14 protein-coding genes are annotated in these 17,768 nt (G+C 44.0%); 3 read left to right on the top strand and 11 right to left on the bottom strand.

Annotation, left to right across the window (positions count from 1 at the left end):
- Positions 1-74: 74 nt before the first annotated feature.
- Entirely contained in the window at positions 75-737 is a 663-nt protein-coding gene (locus tag NXH67_RS01825) for a DUF3592 domain-containing protein (protein ID WP_022778328.1), read from the top strand.
- A 6-nt stretch (positions 738-743) separates the two neighbouring features.
- Here the strand turns inward: NXH67_RS01825 and NXH67_RS01830 are convergent, their stop codons facing one another.
- From NXH67_RS01830 to NXH67_RS01850, 5 genes are all read right to left on the bottom strand, one after another.
- Complete coding sequence (locus tag NXH67_RS01830; RefSeq protein ID WP_272796167.1) at positions 744-1,898, bottom strand: glycosyl hydrolase family 8; 1,155 nt, start codon at positions 1,896-1,898, stop codon at positions 744-746.
- 100 nt (positions 1,899-1,998) lie between these two features.
- Positions 1,999-3,993 (bottom strand): glycoside hydrolase family 31 protein, encoded by a 1,995-nt coding sequence (locus NXH67_RS01835; RefSeq protein ID WP_272796168.1) that lies wholly within the window; start codon positions 3,991-3,993, stop codon positions 1,999-2,001.
- Between the two features lie 121 nt (positions 3,994-4,114).
- Positions 4,115-4,486 carry a response regulator gene (locus NXH67_RS01840; RefSeq protein WP_272796169.1) on the bottom strand — a complete coding sequence of 124 codons (372 nt, stop codon included), beginning with the start codon at positions 4,484-4,486 and terminating at the stop codon, positions 4,115-4,117.
- Positions 4,487-4,641: 155 nt separating this feature from the next.
- On the bottom strand, positions 4,642-5,487 hold the full coding sequence (locus tag NXH67_RS01845; RefSeq protein WP_272796170.1) for a class B sortase: 846 nt from the start codon (positions 5,485-5,487) through the stop codon (positions 4,642-4,644).
- A gap of 35 nt (positions 5,488-5,522) precedes the next feature.
- The gene (locus NXH67_RS01850; RefSeq protein ID WP_272796171.1) at positions 5,523-8,873 is read right to left on the bottom strand and encodes a hypothetical protein; all 3,351 of its coding nucleotides are present in this window, start codon (positions 8,871-8,873) and stop codon (positions 5,523-5,525) included.
- A 275-nt stretch (positions 8,874-9,148) separates the two neighbouring features.
- Here NXH67_RS01850 and NXH67_RS01855 point away from each other — a divergent pair, with 275 nt between their 5' ends.
- Positions 9,149-10,453, top strand: a complete 1,305-nt coding sequence (locus tag NXH67_RS01855) for an ABC transporter substrate-binding protein (RefSeq protein WP_272796172.1) — start codon at positions 9,149-9,151, stop codon at positions 10,451-10,453.
- A 16-nt stretch (positions 10,454-10,469) separates the two neighbouring features.
- Positions 10,470-12,233, top strand: coding sequence for a methyl-accepting chemotaxis protein (locus NXH67_RS01860; protein WP_272796173.1), 1,764 nt, complete (start codon positions 10,470-10,472; stop codon positions 12,231-12,233).
- Positions 12,234-12,242: 9 nt separating this feature from the next.
- Here the strand turns inward: NXH67_RS01860 and NXH67_RS01865 are convergent, their stop codons facing one another.
- The 6 genes from NXH67_RS01865 to NXH67_RS01890 are packed head-to-tail and all read right to left on the bottom strand — an operon-like array spanning position 12,243 to position 17,765.
- Positions 12,243-13,895, bottom strand: coding sequence for an AMP-binding protein (locus NXH67_RS01865; RefSeq protein WP_272796174.1), 1,653 nt, complete (start codon positions 13,893-13,895; stop codon positions 12,243-12,245).
- A gap of 31 nt (positions 13,896-13,926) precedes the next feature.
- Positions 13,927-14,682 (bottom strand): carboxyltransferase subunit alpha, encoded by a 756-nt coding sequence (gene accA, locus NXH67_RS01870; protein ID WP_272796175.1) that lies wholly within the window; start codon positions 14,680-14,682, stop codon positions 13,927-13,929.
- A gap of 2 nt (positions 14,683-14,684) precedes the next feature.
- Positions 14,685-15,521, bottom strand: a complete 837-nt coding sequence (locus NXH67_RS01875; RefSeq protein WP_272796176.1) for an acetyl-CoA carboxylase carboxyltransferase subunit beta — start codon at positions 15,519-15,521, stop codon at positions 14,685-14,687.
- Between the two features lie 3 nt (positions 15,522-15,524).
- Positions 15,525-16,853: an acetyl-CoA carboxylase biotin carboxylase subunit gene (locus NXH67_RS01880; RefSeq protein ID WP_272796177.1), complete on the bottom strand. Its 1,329-nt coding sequence runs from the start codon at positions 16,851-16,853 to the stop codon at positions 15,525-15,527.
- Position 16,854: 1 nt separating this feature from the next.
- Complete coding sequence (locus NXH67_RS01885) at positions 16,855-17,289, bottom strand: 3-hydroxyacyl-ACP dehydratase FabZ family protein (protein WP_272796178.1); 435 nt, start codon at positions 17,287-17,289, stop codon at positions 16,855-16,857.
- A 32-nt stretch (positions 17,290-17,321) separates the two neighbouring features.
- Positions 17,322-17,765 carry an acetyl-CoA carboxylase biotin carboxyl carrier protein gene (locus tag NXH67_RS01890; RefSeq protein ID WP_272796179.1) on the bottom strand — a complete coding sequence of 148 codons (444 nt, stop codon included), beginning with the start codon at positions 17,763-17,765 and terminating at the stop codon, positions 17,322-17,324.
- Positions 17,766-17,768: the final 3 nt, after the last annotated feature.

Genomic DNA, 17,768 nt, shown 5'->3' on the forward strand with positions numbered 1-17,768 from the left:
CCATTTCCCATCGTTTCAAACAGGCAATAATGATATATTATAAAAGTAGTGCTTTTTTGCGGAGGATCCCTTTAATGGATAACGATAAAATAATGGCGCTTCTGCCCTGGCTGTGTGCCTCGGCCGTTGTTTATATAATGTTCTTTTTTATAAAAAAGGATCTGGAGAACAAGCTCAGCATGGCCGGGACAGGCTATGTGGTGTCTGACATCTCCCAGACCCTTAGAATTCTGATGTTCGCAAGATTTCTCATCAGATTGTTCACCGCAGTTTTCATCCTGATCACCGGCATCCTTCTGATCGACACTACCCGGTGGCTAAGGATCAGTTGGGATATTATTTGCCTTGGCCTTGCCCTGTGCCTTCAAGGCCACCTTTTTCTTACAAACAAAAAAGATCCACTGGCAGACTTCGTCAAGACCGCATCAGGTGTAGTCTCCGGAGCCAAGGCTGACACAAGCTACCAGTCCCTTCCCCACGCCAGCCCAAAGTACAGAAATATCATCACCTATACCATAGGCGGCGTTACCTACAACCATTACTGCGACGTAGTCTCTCACTCTGACAATCTTCTCCAGGTGGGAACCCGCGTCGTTGTTCATTACAATACCTACAATCCCAAGGATATTTATCTGAATGATGAGCTCAAAAAAACTCCCCAAGGACTATGGGCCCTCCTTCCGGTGGGCGTTGTCATAGTCATTGTGGGAGTTGTAATGGCTGCTATAGCTATGTAATTATCTTCACCATATTCTGTAATTGCCTGACAGAGCCAGCATCGCAAAAAGGTACAGGCAGTTGTCATAATATCTGCGAACGCCCTTTCTGAGAGGCTGATCCCAGAACCACTCTACCCAGCGCTTTGCTACTGCAAAATCACTCTCAGGGTCCTCACTGTAAGGCACAGTCAGTGCCCCCTGGGCCATTGTAGCCATAAGACCAACAGGATGAAGCACCGTCTTATCAATCGGTGTTCCGTCAATGGCATATACGCATCTGACAGCTTCAATATTGGTTCCAAAGAACTTCATCATCTTAAGCGGCACACCTATCTGGCCCTTGTCCTCACCGAACCACTCCGCATCCAACCCGATATTGGCTGCTGTTCTGTAGGCGTCGCTGAAGAAATTTCCGAAGAATCCCCAGGGAAGTTCCTTATCCATCGGAGTTCCGTCAAAATTGGCATATTCGGCATTGAGACCGGTCTTAGGATGGCAGCAACCTGCCAAATATTCTCTGCTGACCTTCGCTGCCCTTTTGAAGAACTCTCTGTCCTTCTCATCAGCCCACAGTGCAAACAGCTCGTAGAAATGGGGCAGATGATAAGAAGGATCCGTAAAATCCATACCCGGAACAAAGAGAATCTGTCCGTTCTCCCTGTTAAACATAGGGCATCCTTTTCTGCCGTTTTCTCCCTTGTGTACCATGGCCTCCAGGATTTCTCTGGCCTGTCTGCTATACTCAAATATTCCCTCGCCGTCGCCCCATCTGTGGGATGCGAAGAACAGAGCCATAGCAAAGAACTCTTCTCCATCGGGAGCAGGTCCGTCGGCATTCTTTTTGCCGGTAGTCTCGCAGGACCAGGCAAAATAGCCCTCATTGTCCCCTTCAGTCATGAACATATAGGTCTTGGCCCACTTCCAGATGCGGTCGAACTGCTCCTTCATATCAAGCTGAACGCACATCATCATTCCATAGGACATTCCCTCTGTTCTGGCATCGTTGTTGCCGGTATCTGTGAGATACCCCATGTCCTCTCCGGCGTCATGATAGATACGCTCTTCTTCGTCCCAAAAGAATGTATCCACCACATCTTTTAGCCTCTTCTCTATCTCTGCATCGGTCTTGCCGATCTCTTTAAAAACATTTCTGTAGGTTTTTGTCTCAAATGCTGCCATTTTCTTTGTTTCCAGCCTCTCTAATCTACGGTCACAGAGCCTTACTGCAACTGACCTGTATTAGTAATTGCTATATATGTCACATATGTTATATATCTTTTCAAATCTTCTTAAATACAGGGATTGACTCAATCGGAGCCTTGGCGCTTATCACAGCGCCGCCCTCATATACCTTGCCGTCACGAATATCCTCCCACTTGCCCTCAGGAAGATATACTTCTCTCTCGAAGCAGTTAAGCTCAAGGATAGGTGCAACGAGGTATTTGTCGCCGAACATATACTCATCATAGATATTCCAGCACTTCTCATCCTCCGGGAACTCATAGAACAGGGCTCTGAGAAGAGGTGCTCCGTTTCTGGAAGTCTCCTCATACAGGGTCTTGATGTAAGGAATGAGTTCATGACGAAGAGCCAGCTGATCCTTCATGATCTTGAAATTGTCCTCTCCGTAGCTCCAGAGCTCGTTGGGCTGACCTGTATGAAGATATCCGCCGCCGAAGGTCCTGTCATCAAGAGTAGGGATATTGTAAGGTCCCCTGTCACCGTGAATACGAAGAACCGGTGAAAATACCGCAAATTCAAACCATCTGATAAGGAGCTGCCTGAAATCCGGGTCATTCACGTCATCTGTCATAAATCCGCCGATATCCGTTGTCCACCATGGAATTCCCGCAAGTCCCATATTAATGCCTGCAGCCAGCTGATCCTTAAGAGCTTCGAAGGTACTCGGAACATCTCCTGACCATACCACATTTCCGTATTTCTGGCTTCCTGCCCAGCAGCAGCGAAGAAGATTCACGATCGGCTCCTTCGTAAGCTTCTTCATGTTCTCGTAAAAGAGCCTGCTGTAATACTGAGGATAAATATTGCTGCACTCTAATCCGGGCCCCAGATAATATCTGATATTGTCAAAATCATATACCGCAAGATCCGGCTCCGAATTATCCAGCCAGAACATATCTATTCCGAGGTCATAGTAATTCTTTTTGCAAACATCCCATACATACTGCCTTGTCTCAGGATTGGTCGCATCCAGAACCGAACAATCGCCCTCAAAGTCATAATTCTGCAGGGTTCCTCTCTCATTTTTGAGTAAAAGACCCTTTTCCAGCATCTCATAGAAATGCTCGCTCCTCTTATCAACCGTAGGCCACACAGATACCATGACCTTGATTCCCATGCCGTGAAGCTCATCGCACATAGCCTTGGGATCCGGCCAGTATTTCTCATCGAACTTCCAATCGCCCTGAACCGTCCAGTGGAAAAAGTCGATTACGATACAGTCGATCTTAACTCCCAGCTCCTTGGCCTTACGAGCAACCGACAATACTTCTTCCTGGGTTCTGTAACGGAGCTTGCACTGCCACAGTCCCATGAGATCCTCAGGCATCTGAGGTGCTCTTCCCGTTACCCCGGTGTAATTCTCAATAATTCCTGCAGGAGCGTCAGATACAGTGATCCAATAGTCCATCTCCTTGGTGGCTTCAGCTATCCACTCGGTGTAATTATTTCCAAAAGTAACTCGTCCAACAGCCGGATTATTCCACAAAAATCCGTATCCGAGACTTGATACCGCAAAAGGAACACTGATCTGCGAATTTCTCTGCTCCAGATTAAGAACGCAGCCCTTAAGATCTGTGTAAGGATGCTGATACTGTCCCATTCCGAAGATCTTCTCGCCGTCGTTACTCTCAAACTTCACGCTGAAGCGGTAATCTCCGCCGTTATGTGCCCTGTACTCTCTGTTCACATACTTAAGGCAGCGGCTCTCCCTGGATATAGTTCCGCCGTAGGATCTGAAGTATTCTCTCAAAAAGAGCTTGTCATCCCTGTAAAAAGAGATAACTCCGGCGCTGTTAACCGTAGCCTTGATCCTTCCGTTTACTATCTCGGCGCAGATTCCGTTCTCATCCTCGCCTGTCTTAATAACCGGAGCAGGCTTATCTGCGTCCTCTGTAAGAGCCCAGTCTCTTCCTGTAAACTCGGGATACATGGTACTTCTTATTCTGAAGGAATCCTTCCCCCAGGTCTCGATTCTTAAGGTTTCACCCTGTCTTTTTGCTATAAGCGCATTATTTTCCTGTGTAAAAAGCATAAAAATAACCCCCTCTCTGACATTCTTTTAAAAGCATACCACAGCGGAGGTTAATAGTTATAGTCATATTGTGCTATTTTTCTCTTATATTTGGCTCTATTTTGCCCTAAATCGTCTTAGGCTATTCATCCTCGCCAAATACCTTTGTAACGGCTTTAAGGACGTCTGCAGCCGTAAATGGCTTAATGATAAAATCCTTGGCTCCCTTCTTAAGAGCCATCATGATCATATTGTCGTATTTCTGGTCAGAGCACATGATCACATTGGCCTTGGGATTGACTTCCATTATCTCACTAAGGGTGTCGATTCCGTTCTTTTTGGGCATATTGATATCAAGAATTACAAGATCAGGGTCCTTTTCCTTGAACTGTGCAACAGCCTGCTCGCCGTTAAGAGCCTCTCCGATTATCTGATATTTCTCCGGATCCAGCGCATTTTTGAGCATCTCTCTCATAAAAGTTGTGTCGTCAACGATAAGTATCTTCTTTCTCATAAGATTCTCCTTGGAAGTCGCTACACATGGCAAAAACGTCTGTACAATAATTCTACATCTTCCCAAATAAATTAACAAATAATTGTTTATTAAATTACAATTAATTGAACACAGCATAAAACTGCTCACTTTCGTAAGCAGTTTTATTTTAGATATTATAGATCGTGCTCATCTGCCCTGACAGCGCAGATTACAAGGCGGCTGTCGTCAGAAGCTGACGTGCATGTCGATAGGGTGACAATGTTGTCATTTTCACTGTACAGGTCTGTCTTGATGTAGGATTTGTTCAATATATGCTTAACAGCTCCGCCGAAATCATCGGGGTTAGGTCCATAAGCATAATATATCTGATCGTTATCCTTAACATCAGCATAGGCAAAGATCTGATATCTGTATACCTTGCCCTGTGTAAAGATCTGGAAGTACTGATGATCCTGGTAGTAATTCTTATCTGTCTTGTAATAACGGAGCTTACCAAACATTGAGAGATCTCTCATGTTGTGACCGTAGATAAGAACATTAGGATCACTAAAATCAGGTGTAGACTCTCCGTCCAGGAATATGGAACCTGCGGTGGAAGCCTTACCGTCATAAGTCTTTCTCAAATAAGTGATATTATCTCCTGAATACAGGATCGGATAGCTGATACTCTCATTTTCGAAGTACAGCCAGCCGATAATATCTGAATTTCTGGCTTCAAGTCCTGTCAGATCTACGCTGATCTCATTCCACCAGCCAAGCTCCTGGGCCTCTGTATCAGACTCCTTGGCTTCGGGAATTATTGTATCTATGGCTTCGACCTTTCTCTTAGCCTCTTCATTTATCGAAACAAACTCTTCATTTGTCTCATTGTAGAGGCTCTTGGACTTGTTGTATTCCTGCAATGTAACAAATATTACTCCGGCAGCTACTGCCACCATAATTGCTCCGGTAGCGAACAGCAGATGATATCTGTATTCTTTGATCTTCTTTCCGATGAACTTAAATACGGTTGAGACCACCAGAACGAAGATTATAAAGTAACGTTCAATCTTGCTTATCTTTTTTTTTTGAAGTCGCCTCTTTTAAACCTTTTAAGCTCGAATGCTGAAAAGCCAATAAGTGCAACGCCTGCCAGCAGAACGATCACCCATACCCATACTACAGGGAGGTTATCACCTGTCTGAGGAGCTCTTGCTCCCAGTGCATCGGGATCACTGCTACTGCTTGAGCTTGAAGCGGTACCGGTTCTTGAAGTCTTAACAACAGCATCTGTTGCTGTGTAGATAAGAGTAAAGTGTGAGAAATACTGTGAGTAAATATATACTCTGCCGTTGGTCTTATCTACATAATAAGTTCCGTCCTTAGGAGCGCTTGATGCTCTGGCGGATAACTTATCGAACTTCTTGATCTGTCCGTTGTGCTCACGAATGATATTGATTGTCTTGGAAGCATTAGATGTTCCGATGTAGCAAGCTACGTCAATAGATGCTCCAAGGTCGCTTACGTCCTCATCAACTTCAACATTTCCTTCAGAATCCTTAACAGTTCTGTGAACGGTAATGTTAAGGCTGTCTGTTGTTACAACTGAGTCATCGCCATACTCTGCGATTGCATTAAGCTCTACAGAGTTAAGTGTTGATTTGGAAATAGGCTTAACATTAAGTGTATAAGTTGTTGTCTTACCGGCTTCTTTCTTGGATGTAGCATAAGAAGAAAGCGCTGATGATGAAACATTTGATACGCCGGAAGTTACATTGTCCGGATTACTAAAGTTAACACTTGAGGTTGCCTTACCGGTTGTTGAGGAAGAACTTGATGATGATGTGATCTTCCAAGTGTATGATTTGGTTCCGGTAAAGTTATCGATACCCTTAAGGTATACGGTATATGTGCCAGCTTTAGTAGCACTGACTGTTGACTTGCTGGTATCCACCTCGAAATCAACATCTGACTCAAGCGCATCTGAGAAGCCTGATAATTTGATGGTCTCAGGTGTCTCATGTGTAATAGCACTACCTGTGTAGGAGTAAGATGTCTTTGTTCCGGAAGGAATTGTAGCATTGGCAATTGATGCCTTATTAATCTTCCATGACTTGGTAACGGTACCTTCATAGTTGCCCTTACCGGTTACAGTTACCTCATAATCATCTGCATCCAATTCTTCATCACCGGTAACAGTATAATCTGTATTCTCCACGAGCTTAACATTGTTTACTGTAACTGTTACTGTAGGTCCCTGATCCTTTCCGTTGTAAGTAAATGATGTTTTATTTAACTTAACGGAAGAATCTGTGATCTTTGTTTTGGAATCAACGATTTCGTAGGTAATCTCATTAGTTGCTATTGAGTCGGGTGAATATACGGTAATATTCGATCCGCTTCCTGTATTGATTGAGCCTATTTTGTAATACGATATTACGGAGTATTTTCCAATCTCAGTCGGTACTCCCTCAGTGCTGTTAGCGCTTACCTGTGCAACAACTGCTCCGGTAGAGTCTTTATAAATAGAATAGAAACTAGCACCTTTCGCAATCATATTTGAGCTGGCACTGGCTACTACAGTTGCATAATATGAGGTTCCTTTGGAAATAGTAAAGCTTGTATCGTATGTTGCTGAACCTGCTTTTACCCTCTGTCTTATCTTACCAACAATATAATACTTAGCAGTATGTACATTTTGAGCACTAACAATATTGTAATTAGGATCTGTACCCTCGATGCTACATGTTATGTCATATGTACCTGCCTTAGTCTTGTCAGGCTCGGTTACATATTTTACTGTAACTCCTTTGAGCTGATCAGTATGAACATTAGTAAAATATTTAGCATCATCTGTATTAATGCATTCAATCTTATAGGAAGGAGTCTGTAAATCCTCAGTGATAACACTCGCTTTGTTATCTGCCACAAGTTTTACTTCAACAGGTTTAATAGTCCACTTACCTGTTGCCTGAACAAGATCTGCACTTGCTCCCTTGAATGTTACTCTGAATGAATATTCACCTACATCCTTCTGTGATATTTCTTCAACATCGTACTCATCTGCCGGTACCACAGTTGAAGTAGACTTCTTTGTAACAGTTACATCTGCCTTTGCCAATGTCTGAAGCGTATTATGATATACGTATTTATCAGCTACAGTTATTTCTACTTCTTCAGTAGCAGGGTCTGCTGTTAACTTAATCTTAAAAGTGTATTCCTTAGGTGTGGTAGGAGTAGTAGTATCACCTGTCGTTGTTACTTTTTCCTTAAGCTTAACAGTTACTATCTTCTCCTCATTAAATGCCTTCAACACGTGGATACCATATTCACCGTTGGTAGCATCCTCCACAAGAGTCTCACCTGATTTTGTATACTTCTTAACTTCGAAGAATTCTGAAGTACCTTCAGCAGGAGTAACCTCTGAAACTTCAACCTTAGTCAAATCTTCATCTGCGATTATTGGAGTAGAACCGCCTGATGTCATTGCTGCTTTCAAAATATCAATGATAAGCTTGGTTTCATTAGCCTTAGAGATATATGAATACTCTCCCTCAGGAGCAACTTCATCTACGCCGGGCTCTTCCTCAGCCTCAGCTTCCTCAGCCTCAAACTCTGCATCGCCATCTTCAAACTCATCATTCTCAAGTAATTCTAATTCTTCATACTCAGGCTCATCACTAACTCTGACTTCGCCAAGTACCTCTCCGCCGATTATATCAACAGTAATATTAGGAAGTGTTGCATCAGTTACATAGCAGGAAGGAATCTCAGGAACATATACATATCTAAGCCACTGCTCATCAGCCTTAAACTCTGCTCTGTCGCTGAGCTCTTCACTAAGAGACCATTCAACTCCTGTAATTGTAATATCCTCGGAATCAGCTGCATAAGCAGTTGTTGAGAAGCTGTCGAATACATTTTTGAAGAGGCCGCCGATGATACGTGCTACGATGTTCTCTTCCTCAACAGTGATCTCTTCTTCCTGTGAATCTTCTGCGGGAGTCTCCTCTTCGATAACTTCAACGGGAACTTCGTTTAATTCCGCATTATTATCAGAGCTCTCTGATCCGTTGTCCTCACTGCTGTCATCCTGTGAGTCCTCAGGTGTCTCAGAAACCTCTTCATCAACTTCGTCTATGATGTTGTCTTCCTTAATGGATTTGGTTGCTCTAAGAGTATTAGGTAGAACGATGTCTGCCTCAGAAGCTCCTACCTCAAGCTGCTGGTATGCAACTTCCTCTGCAAGATCTTCAAAACCTGCTATCTCAATGGGATCTATCTCTGCCTGATCTGACACAGCCATGGATGTGAAGTCGGCGCCTGTCAGAGCTACAGATGCAGCTACCGCAAGGGCCAGGCCCCTCTTAAAATGCGCAGTAACAGCGCTCTTTTTTACATTTTTGGAATTACAAAACTTTTTCATGATGACATACTACTCCCTATAAATATATACAGTGATTATAAACCTATATTCGTATTAATAGAAGAATAATTTTTATAAAAAGCGAATATTTTTCCCTTAGCAAAGCCTATAAATAAATCTTCAAAGTCCTATAAAATATAGAAATTTCATAGTTTTTTTATGTCTTACGGTCATTTTTCTTGTCATAATATATATGTAATATTAATTATATTTTATCACTATTGTATTCATTATTGCTTTATCCCAAAATATTTCAGAAAAGAAGGATTTCTATTGTGAGAAAAAGAATACTTTTATCCATTTTTTTAGTCATAACTTTAGCGGCTTCATCAATCAGCTGTGGAAAAAATTCATCAAAGAGCCAGGAAAATGAATCGCAATCTCAGGTCACATCACTGAAACTCCTAAATATTAAATCTGAAGTTAACACGCAGCTTCAAGCTCTGGCAGATCGCTACCAAAAGGAAACAGGTGTTACAGTTGAGATTATCCCTGTAGCCGCAGGAGTAGACGCTCAGGCAACTTTGAAGGGCTATTATCTCTCAGACCAGATGCCTGATATCATCGCCTGCGAAGCCTCAGGTTTTTCCAACTGGGAAGGGCTTCTCATGGACATGTCCGATCAGGGATGGGCCTCCAAGACAGATGCGGCCTACGTTGACAGCACCTACGGAACTCTTGGTTTTCCCTATACCACTGAGGCCATCGGCCTTGCTTACAACGCCGATATTCTTGAGAAATGCGGAATAGATCCAAAGAGCATCACAGGTCCCTCTTCAATGGAAGAAGCCTTCAAAAAAATTGATTCTCAGAAATCATCTCTTGGACTTACCGCTGTGGTAGGCTACTGCGCTGAGCCTGAAAATCTAGGCTGGTCCAGTGGTAATCACCTTATGGGCGCATATTTCGATTCCGGCCTATCCAGAACCGACACAAAATATATCGACCAGTTAAATAATGAAGTTAAGCTGGATGAAAACAGATTTCTTGGTTATGCGAATATGATCGGCCTCTTCATAGATTACTCTGATCCCGCTCTATTGGTTAACGGAACCTATGGCGACCAGGTTCACAATTTCGCTGCAGGTAAATACGCATTTATCACACAAGGATCCTGGATCGGTGCAACTCTTGTAGGCGACGAAGCCTCCTCCTATGCAGCTGCCGGTAATTTCAAAGTCGGTATGATTCCCTACGCCTTTGAGGAAGGCCAGGACACTATTTTAACCAGCGCTCCTTCCTGGTGGGCTGTTCCTAAGGAAGGTCAGGCGGACGCAGCAATGGCGTTCCTTCAGTGGTGCTCTGAGGACTCAGCTCAACAGGTAATGGTTGAAGAAGCCGGATTTATCAGTCCCTTCAAGGATTGTAAATATGTGGCTTCAGATCCTTTTGCAAGCACGATCTCGGAATATATTTCCGCAGGTAAGACCTCCAGCTGGCATTGGATGGATATGCCCGAAAATCTCGGACAAAAAGGCTTTGCTTTCGCCTTCCAGTCCTTTGCCAAAGGCGAGGTGGATGCAGCGGGATTTACCAAAAAGATTCAGCAGATAGCAACCGACTGGTTCAAGAAGCTGTAAGAAAGGAGGTGGCCCTATGAATAACCCTACAGAACTTAAGATTAAAACCAAGGATTCCATTGTATTCCAGTTATCATCGCTAAATTTGCTGATGTTAATAGCGTTTGTTATTGTAATGCTTTTGGTGATGACTTCAATGGTCAATTCCACAAACAGCAGTATTTCCATGTTTGGATCCATGATGAATCTTACTCAGCATGAAGCCGCCCTCAAGAATGACGTAATGTCGCTTTTTGACCAGGCCACAGGTTATGTTTCAGCAGATGCCGCAGAGACCAAAGAAGCTCTTTTACCGCAGCTCCAGGTGGCAAGAGATGCTATTTCCACAGATATCGCCACTCTTAACAGCGATTTTGCAGACTACGACGATGAAGAGATAACTGCGCAGTTATCTGAGATCTCAGCACAGTATTCCAGATTGTCGACCCTTATAGACTCTGCGATTGCAAAATGCGACGCAGGAGACCAGGCTTCTGCCTACAATATACTTTTTAACAAAGCAGAAATCCAGAAGGTGGCTATTTTCCACTCTGCCAAGGCTATAGATAAGGCAATTTCAGCCTCCGCAAATAAAACAACCACTGCGATGCAGGCCAATCTTGCATCCGGCAATATAATTGCTCTTGCCGGAACCGTTGTAATCCTGCTTCTGATTATCATCAATTTCCTTATCTGCTACATAAATATCGTCAAGAAGATCCGCTCCGTCAGCGGCGAAGTTAACGATATGATAACCAATATTGAGGAAGGAAACGGCGATCTGACTGCCAGAATACAGACTAAGACCCGTTCAGAGCTTCTTTTTATCACTACGGGTATCAATCACTTTATAGAGACCCTTCAGGGCATTATGAAGGATGTGAAAAACGGCTCCGTCGTCCTCACCTCAGCCTCCGAAGAGGTAGCAAGTCAGCTTAAGATTGCGGATGACAACGTTACTAACACCTCAGCCGCTCTGGAAGAGCTCTCCGCCAATATGGAGAACGTTGCCGGAACAGTATCCTCAATCAATGACAGGGTTGAAGATGTCAAATCCGCCGCACAGGAGATCACAGATCAGGCCCAGAGCGGTACAGAGACCGCGATATCAATCAAGCAGGAAGCAAATGAACTGAAACAGCGCGTAACCGCCAAAAAAGCGGAGGCAGGCGATCAGGTATCACAGCTCTCCGCAGTTCTTTCCCAGTCCGTACAGGATTCCGGTAAGGTCAGCCAGATCGGTGAACTCACCAACCAGATCCTTGATATAGCCCAGCGCACCAATCTCCTTGCTCTCAATGCCTCCATAGAAGCCGCAAGAGCAGGCGAAGCAGGCAAAGGTTTCGCAGTAGTAGCCACCGAGATCAGTGCTCTTGCTGAAAACAGCCGCTCAACCGCCTCAAATATCCAGGTAATCAGCACCGAAGTAACGGAAGCCGTTAACAGTCTTGCTCAGAACGCCCAGTCCGCTCTTGATTATATCAATGGAACCGTCCTTGGCGATTATGACGAATTCGTTACCACCGGTGAAAAATACGAGCATACAGCAGATATAATGGATGAAATGCTTGAAAGCTTTGATAAAAAGGCCCAGAACCTCAATAATATCATGGAGGAAATGGTAGAATCCGTTCAGATGATCACCACATCAATAAAAGAAAGCTCCATCGCCATTACCTCTTCTGCTGAAAATTCAGCGGAGATCGTAGGCGGTATTAAGAAGATATCCCAGGCAATCGTCAAGAATAATGAGATCACCGAACAGTTAAGCGATACAACTCAGAGATTCAAGGCACTATAAAAAAGAGCTTTATCCAACGTTTGCTTCATCCTGTTTGCGTATCATGGCTCTGCTGATCTTGCCGCTGGAACTCCTGGGCAGATCGTCCACGAATTTAATTATTCTTGGATATTTATATATAGCTGCCCTCTTTTTTACAAAATCCTGCAGCTCTGTGATAAGCTTCTGGCTGGCTTCATAACCTTTTTTAAGAATGATGCTGGCCTTAACCACATTTCCCCTGTTCTTAGAAGGGAATCCTGTTACAGCGCACTCAAACACCGCAGGATGCTTCATAAGGATATCCTCAACCTCGGAAGGGCCGATCCTGTAGCCGCTTGATTTAATTACATCATCGCCCCTTCCAAGGAAAAAGAAGTTCCCTTTTTGGTCACCTATAGCCTTATCCTTAGTGTGATAAACGCCTCCGCGCCAAACTTCCTCATATTGCTTCTCATCTCCCAGGTATCCCTTGAAAATTCCTATAGGACGCCTTTCGGAGTCAGGAATTATCACTATTTCTCCCTCTTCCCCGGGTTTTGCAAGATTTCCTGCATCGTCCAGCAGCGCTATGTTATAAAGTGGTGAAGGCCTTCCGATTGACCCCGGAACCTGCACTCCATCCTCCGGTGTACATATCTGAAGTGCGGTCTCAGTCTGGCCGAAACCTTCTCGAATTACAAGGCCTGTTTTTTCTGTGAATTTAGCTGAAACCTCTTTAGGCATGGGCTCTCCGGCGGTTGTAACATAACAAAGGTTATTTAAATTAAAATCATTTATTTTTTCCAAAATTAAATATTTATATACCGTCGGAGGTGCACAAAAAGTATTTACTCCCTCCTCGGAAATTAATTTTAACAGATCAGCTGCATAGAACTGCTCATAATCATATACAAGGATCGAAGCTCCAAGGAACCATTGTCCGTAGAGCTTGCCCCAGGCTGTCTTGGCCCATCCGGAGTCGGCAACGGTCAGATGCAGGCCTCCTTTTTTTATTCCGTGCCATTTTTTTGCAGTATAAATATGTGCTATCGGATAAGAAAAGTCGTGAATAACTGCTTTTGGCGATCCGCTGGTTCCGGAAGTAAAATAATAGAGCATGTCATCCTCTGCATCCGTAGTTATGCGAAATAAGTTGGCCGCTGCCCCTTCTAACAAACCGCTGAATTCTATGAAATCCTCATATTTTTCTCCAACAGCGATTTTTACTACATCAAATTTATCAACAGCATCTGCGACTTTCTTACATATATGCTCAGAATTAACACAGATCACAGCTTTACAACCGGAAATCTTTATTCTTTCCTCAATATCCTCGGAAGACACCATATGAGATGTGGGAATAGCCACCGCACCAATCTTATGAAGCGCAAGAATGCTGATCCAGAATTCATATCTTCTTTTAAGCAGCAGCATCACGCTATCATGCCTGTTTATTCCAAGTGACATAAATGCATTAGCTGCTTTATCGGTAAGTCGCTTAATATCAGCATACGAAAAAACTGTTCTCGCTCCCTCGGCGCTTACATGTACCATGGCAGTTCCATCAGGATTTTCAAGCGCCAGCCTGTCCATGACATCATAGGCAAAATTAAAATGCGGGGTCACCGAAGTCTCGATTTTAATTATTTCACCGTTTTTTCCTGTTATTTCTTTGTAATAATCTTCGTATATTTCAGACATTTTGCACCTCTTCTTCACAATATAAATAACATCAGTAGCCAATTGTCCTGAATTTTCGGTACCTGCCTTCAATAAGCTCAGTTAACTCAGTATTCATCAGTATTTCCAGCTCTTTTTCCATTTCCTTTTTAAGCCCTTTTTGGTCACCTTTGGGACAGATTCTGTCAATTATCCCTAGCTTATACAGATCTTTAGCCGTAAGAGACAGGGCTGCAGCAGCTTCAGGAGCTTTGTCAGTAGTTTTCCAGAGGATGTTTGCGCAGCTCTCGGGAGAAACCACGCTAAAATAAGCATCTTCCATCATCCAGATCCGGTCGCTATGACACAGCGCCAGCGCTCCTCCGCTTCCGCCTTCTCCTATTACAATTGATAAAATGGGGGTTTTCAGATCAGACATTTCAAACAGATTGTCGGCGATGGCCCTTCCCTGCCCGTTTTCTTCAGATAATAGATCGCAGTAGGCACCCGCAGTATCGACAAAGCAGATAACAGGCCTTTTAAATTTTTCCGCCTGTTTCATGAGCCTTAGGGCTTTCCTGTAACCCTCGGGCTTGGCACTTCCGAAATTATGAGTTATGCGTTCCTTGGTATTCTTCCCTTTTTCTACACCTATAACCGTAACCGCGGTATTTCCCAGCCTTCCGATGCCTGCGATCACAGCTTTATCATCACCATGGAGCCTGTCCCCATGAAATTCGACAAAATCCTCAATAATCTCATTTATATAATCTATAGCGGTAAGACGTCCCTCTTCCCTGGCCGCCTTAACAATCTCATATGCATCCATAATTATTTCTCCCCATGAAGCTCCAAGAGCTTCCCAAGATAGTCCATCTGAACCTCTCTCGGCACAATATCATCAATAAACCCGCACTTCAGAACGCTCTCAGCCCTCTGAAAGCCCTTCGGTAGCGGCTGATTGGTGGTCTTTTCAACAATTCTGGGACCTGCAAAACCAACTCTTGCCCCCGGCTCCGCCAGAGTAATATCAGCCTGCATTGCGAAGCTTGCGTCAACGCCGCCCGTTGTGGGATTGGTCATCAGCACTATATAGAGGCCGCCGCTGTTGCTATGCCTTTTAACCGCAGCTGACACCTTGGACATCTGCATAAGAGAGATCATTCCCTCCTGCATTCTGGCTCCGCCGGATACAGTAATTCCAAGAACAGGGAGCTTATTATCCGTGGCATATTCAAAGAGCCTTGTGATCTTCTCTCCCACAACAGCACCCATGGATCCCATCATAAAATTCGCATCCATGGAAAAAATACATATTTTTCTTCCCCAAATGGTTGCTGTCCCGCATATAACGCCTTCATTTTCCCGGCTCTTTTCCCTGGCAGCCGCCAGCTTTTCTTCATATCCGGGAAAACTTATGATATTTTTGGACTCCAGGTCTGCGTCCATCTCAATAAAACTTCTTTTATCCGTCAGCATCAGAATTCTTCTTCTGGCCCTTACGGTAAAATAATGTCCGCACTGCGGGCAGATAAAATAATTTTTTCTTATTTTGCTGACACTTATTTTATTTTCGCATTTTTTGCAGGTTATTTTTCTTCCCAACAGCTTGTTTGGAGCACTTTCCAGCTCATTATCCGCCTTTAGGAATAATTTTTTTAATTCCATTTTTCACAGCACTTTCTTACAAATTCCGGTATCATAATTACCCGATACAAAACGACTGTTATTCATAAACTTCATAAAAATATCTCTATTATTGCTGACGCCCACCAAGACAAATTCCGACAGGGCGCTCTTCATTTTTCTGATGGCTCCGTCCCTTGTGGAGGCGCATACGATCAGCTTTCCCAGCATGGAATCATAAAATGGTGTGATTTCGTAATTTGTATACAGCGCGGAGTCAAATCTCACATCCACGCCTCCCGGCACATGAAGGAGCTCAACCTTACCGGTAGCCGGTGTAAAGGTCGCCGAATCCTCCGCACAGATCCTGCACTCAATGGCATGTCTGTTCCTGAGAATATTATCCTGGTCGAAGGCAAGGGCCACTCCTGCAGCGGTTCGTATCTGCCATTCCACAATATCGATCCCGCATACCATCTCCGTAACCGAATGCTCCACCTGAAGCCTCGTATTCATCTCCATAAAATAAAAATCATTTCCATGGAGCAAAAATTCCACAGTGCCAACGGTCACATAACCAACGGCCTTTGCCAGGCCCTTTGCGGCCTCATACATTTTTTCTCTGACGTCCTCTGCAAGAACCGGAGCAGGACACTCCTCAATAAGCTTTTGATTTTTTCTCTGAACAGAGCAGTCCCTGTCACCAAGCGCCAGAACCTTCCCGTATTTGTCGGCGATTATCTGAACCTCCACGTGCTTCACACCCTCAAGGTATTTTTCCATGAAGACTTCGTCATCGGCAAAAGAGCTCTTTGCTTCTTTTTTTACCTGATAGAAGGCATTTTCCAGCTCAGCCTCTTCTCTTACGATTCTGATGCCCTTGCCTCCGCCTCCTGCTCTCGCCTTTAAAATAACAGGGTATCCTATTTCTTTTGCGATATTTACTGCTTCTTCCACATTTTTTATAAGATCACTACCGGGGCAGATCGGAACATTTGCCTTTGTGGCAATTTCCCTTGCCAGCTCCTTCTGCCCCATTTTAGCCATAACCTCGTAGCCGGGACCGATAAATGTTATCTCATTTTCTTCGCAAATTCTGGCAAATTCGGGATTTTCCGACAGCATTCCGTAGCCGGGGTGAATGGCCTCGGCCTCGGATTTTTTGGCAACGGTAATTATCGCAGCCATATTCAGATAGCTGTCCTTGACCAGCGGTCCGCCGATGCAATAGCTCTCATCAGCCATTTCAACATGCAGCGCATCCCTGTCGGCATCTGAATATATAGCAACTGTTTTTATTCCCATTTCCTTGCAGGCCCTAATTACGCGGACCGCAACTTCGCCTCTGTTTGCAATAAGAATTTTCGAAAACATATCAGCTCTCCTTATCTTCTTTTACGATTGCAAAAGAAAAATCTCCGCTCATACATCTTTTTCCGTCCACCGACACCTCTCCGTGAAGCATGAACATAGGTGGACACTCTCTTAATATTTTTGTGTCGATCCTGATTGTATCTCCGGGCTTTATCATTCCCCTGAAGCGCACCTTATCAAGTCCTGTGTACACCGGAATGAACCCTTCCTGTGTCATCTTGTCAGCAAATAATACGCAGGCTGACTGCGCCATCATCTCACACTGAATAACTCCCGGTACGATGGGATTTCCGGGGAAATGCCCTTGAAGGAAATATTCATCGCCCTTTACGGTGTAATACCCCGTTGACGTCCCATCCTCGTTTACGAAGGCCTCCTCCACTAGGAGCATGGGCTCTCTGTGGGGAAGGATTTTCATCAATTCTTCTTTATTCATTTTTTTCCTTTTTCTTTTTATTTTTCAGAAAATCATGCAACAACAAATAACATCTGATTGTATTCAACAAGCTCTCCGTCTTTCGCGGAAATTTCCACGATTTCGCCGTCAATTGGGGAAAGCACTTCATTGAGCATCTTCATGGCCTCTATGGTGCAGAGGCAGTCGCCCTTTTTAACCTTGTCGCCTACCTTTACGGGTTCTTTCTCCCCAACTTTACCGTAGAAAATTCCAAGGAGAGGGGCCTTAACCTCTGTACCTTGCTTACTCTGTCCCTTGGGATTGGTTTTGCCACCGTCAATGCTGATTACATTATTATTTTTTTGCGGGGTTTCTTCTGCATTTTCCCTTACGACAACAGCCTCAGAAATATCAGCTTTTTTCTTAAGAGTTAATTCAAAATCTCCCTCTTTTACAGATAGTTCCGTTAGCCCAAGCCTTTCAAAAAGATCTCCGTAATCATTTAAAGAATTCATTTT

The sequence above is a fragment of the Butyrivibrio sp. DSM 10294 genome (assembly GCF_028539135.1).
In the GTDB taxonomy this organism is placed as follows: domain Bacteria; phylum Bacillota; class Clostridia; order Lachnospirales; family Lachnospiraceae; genus Butyrivibrio.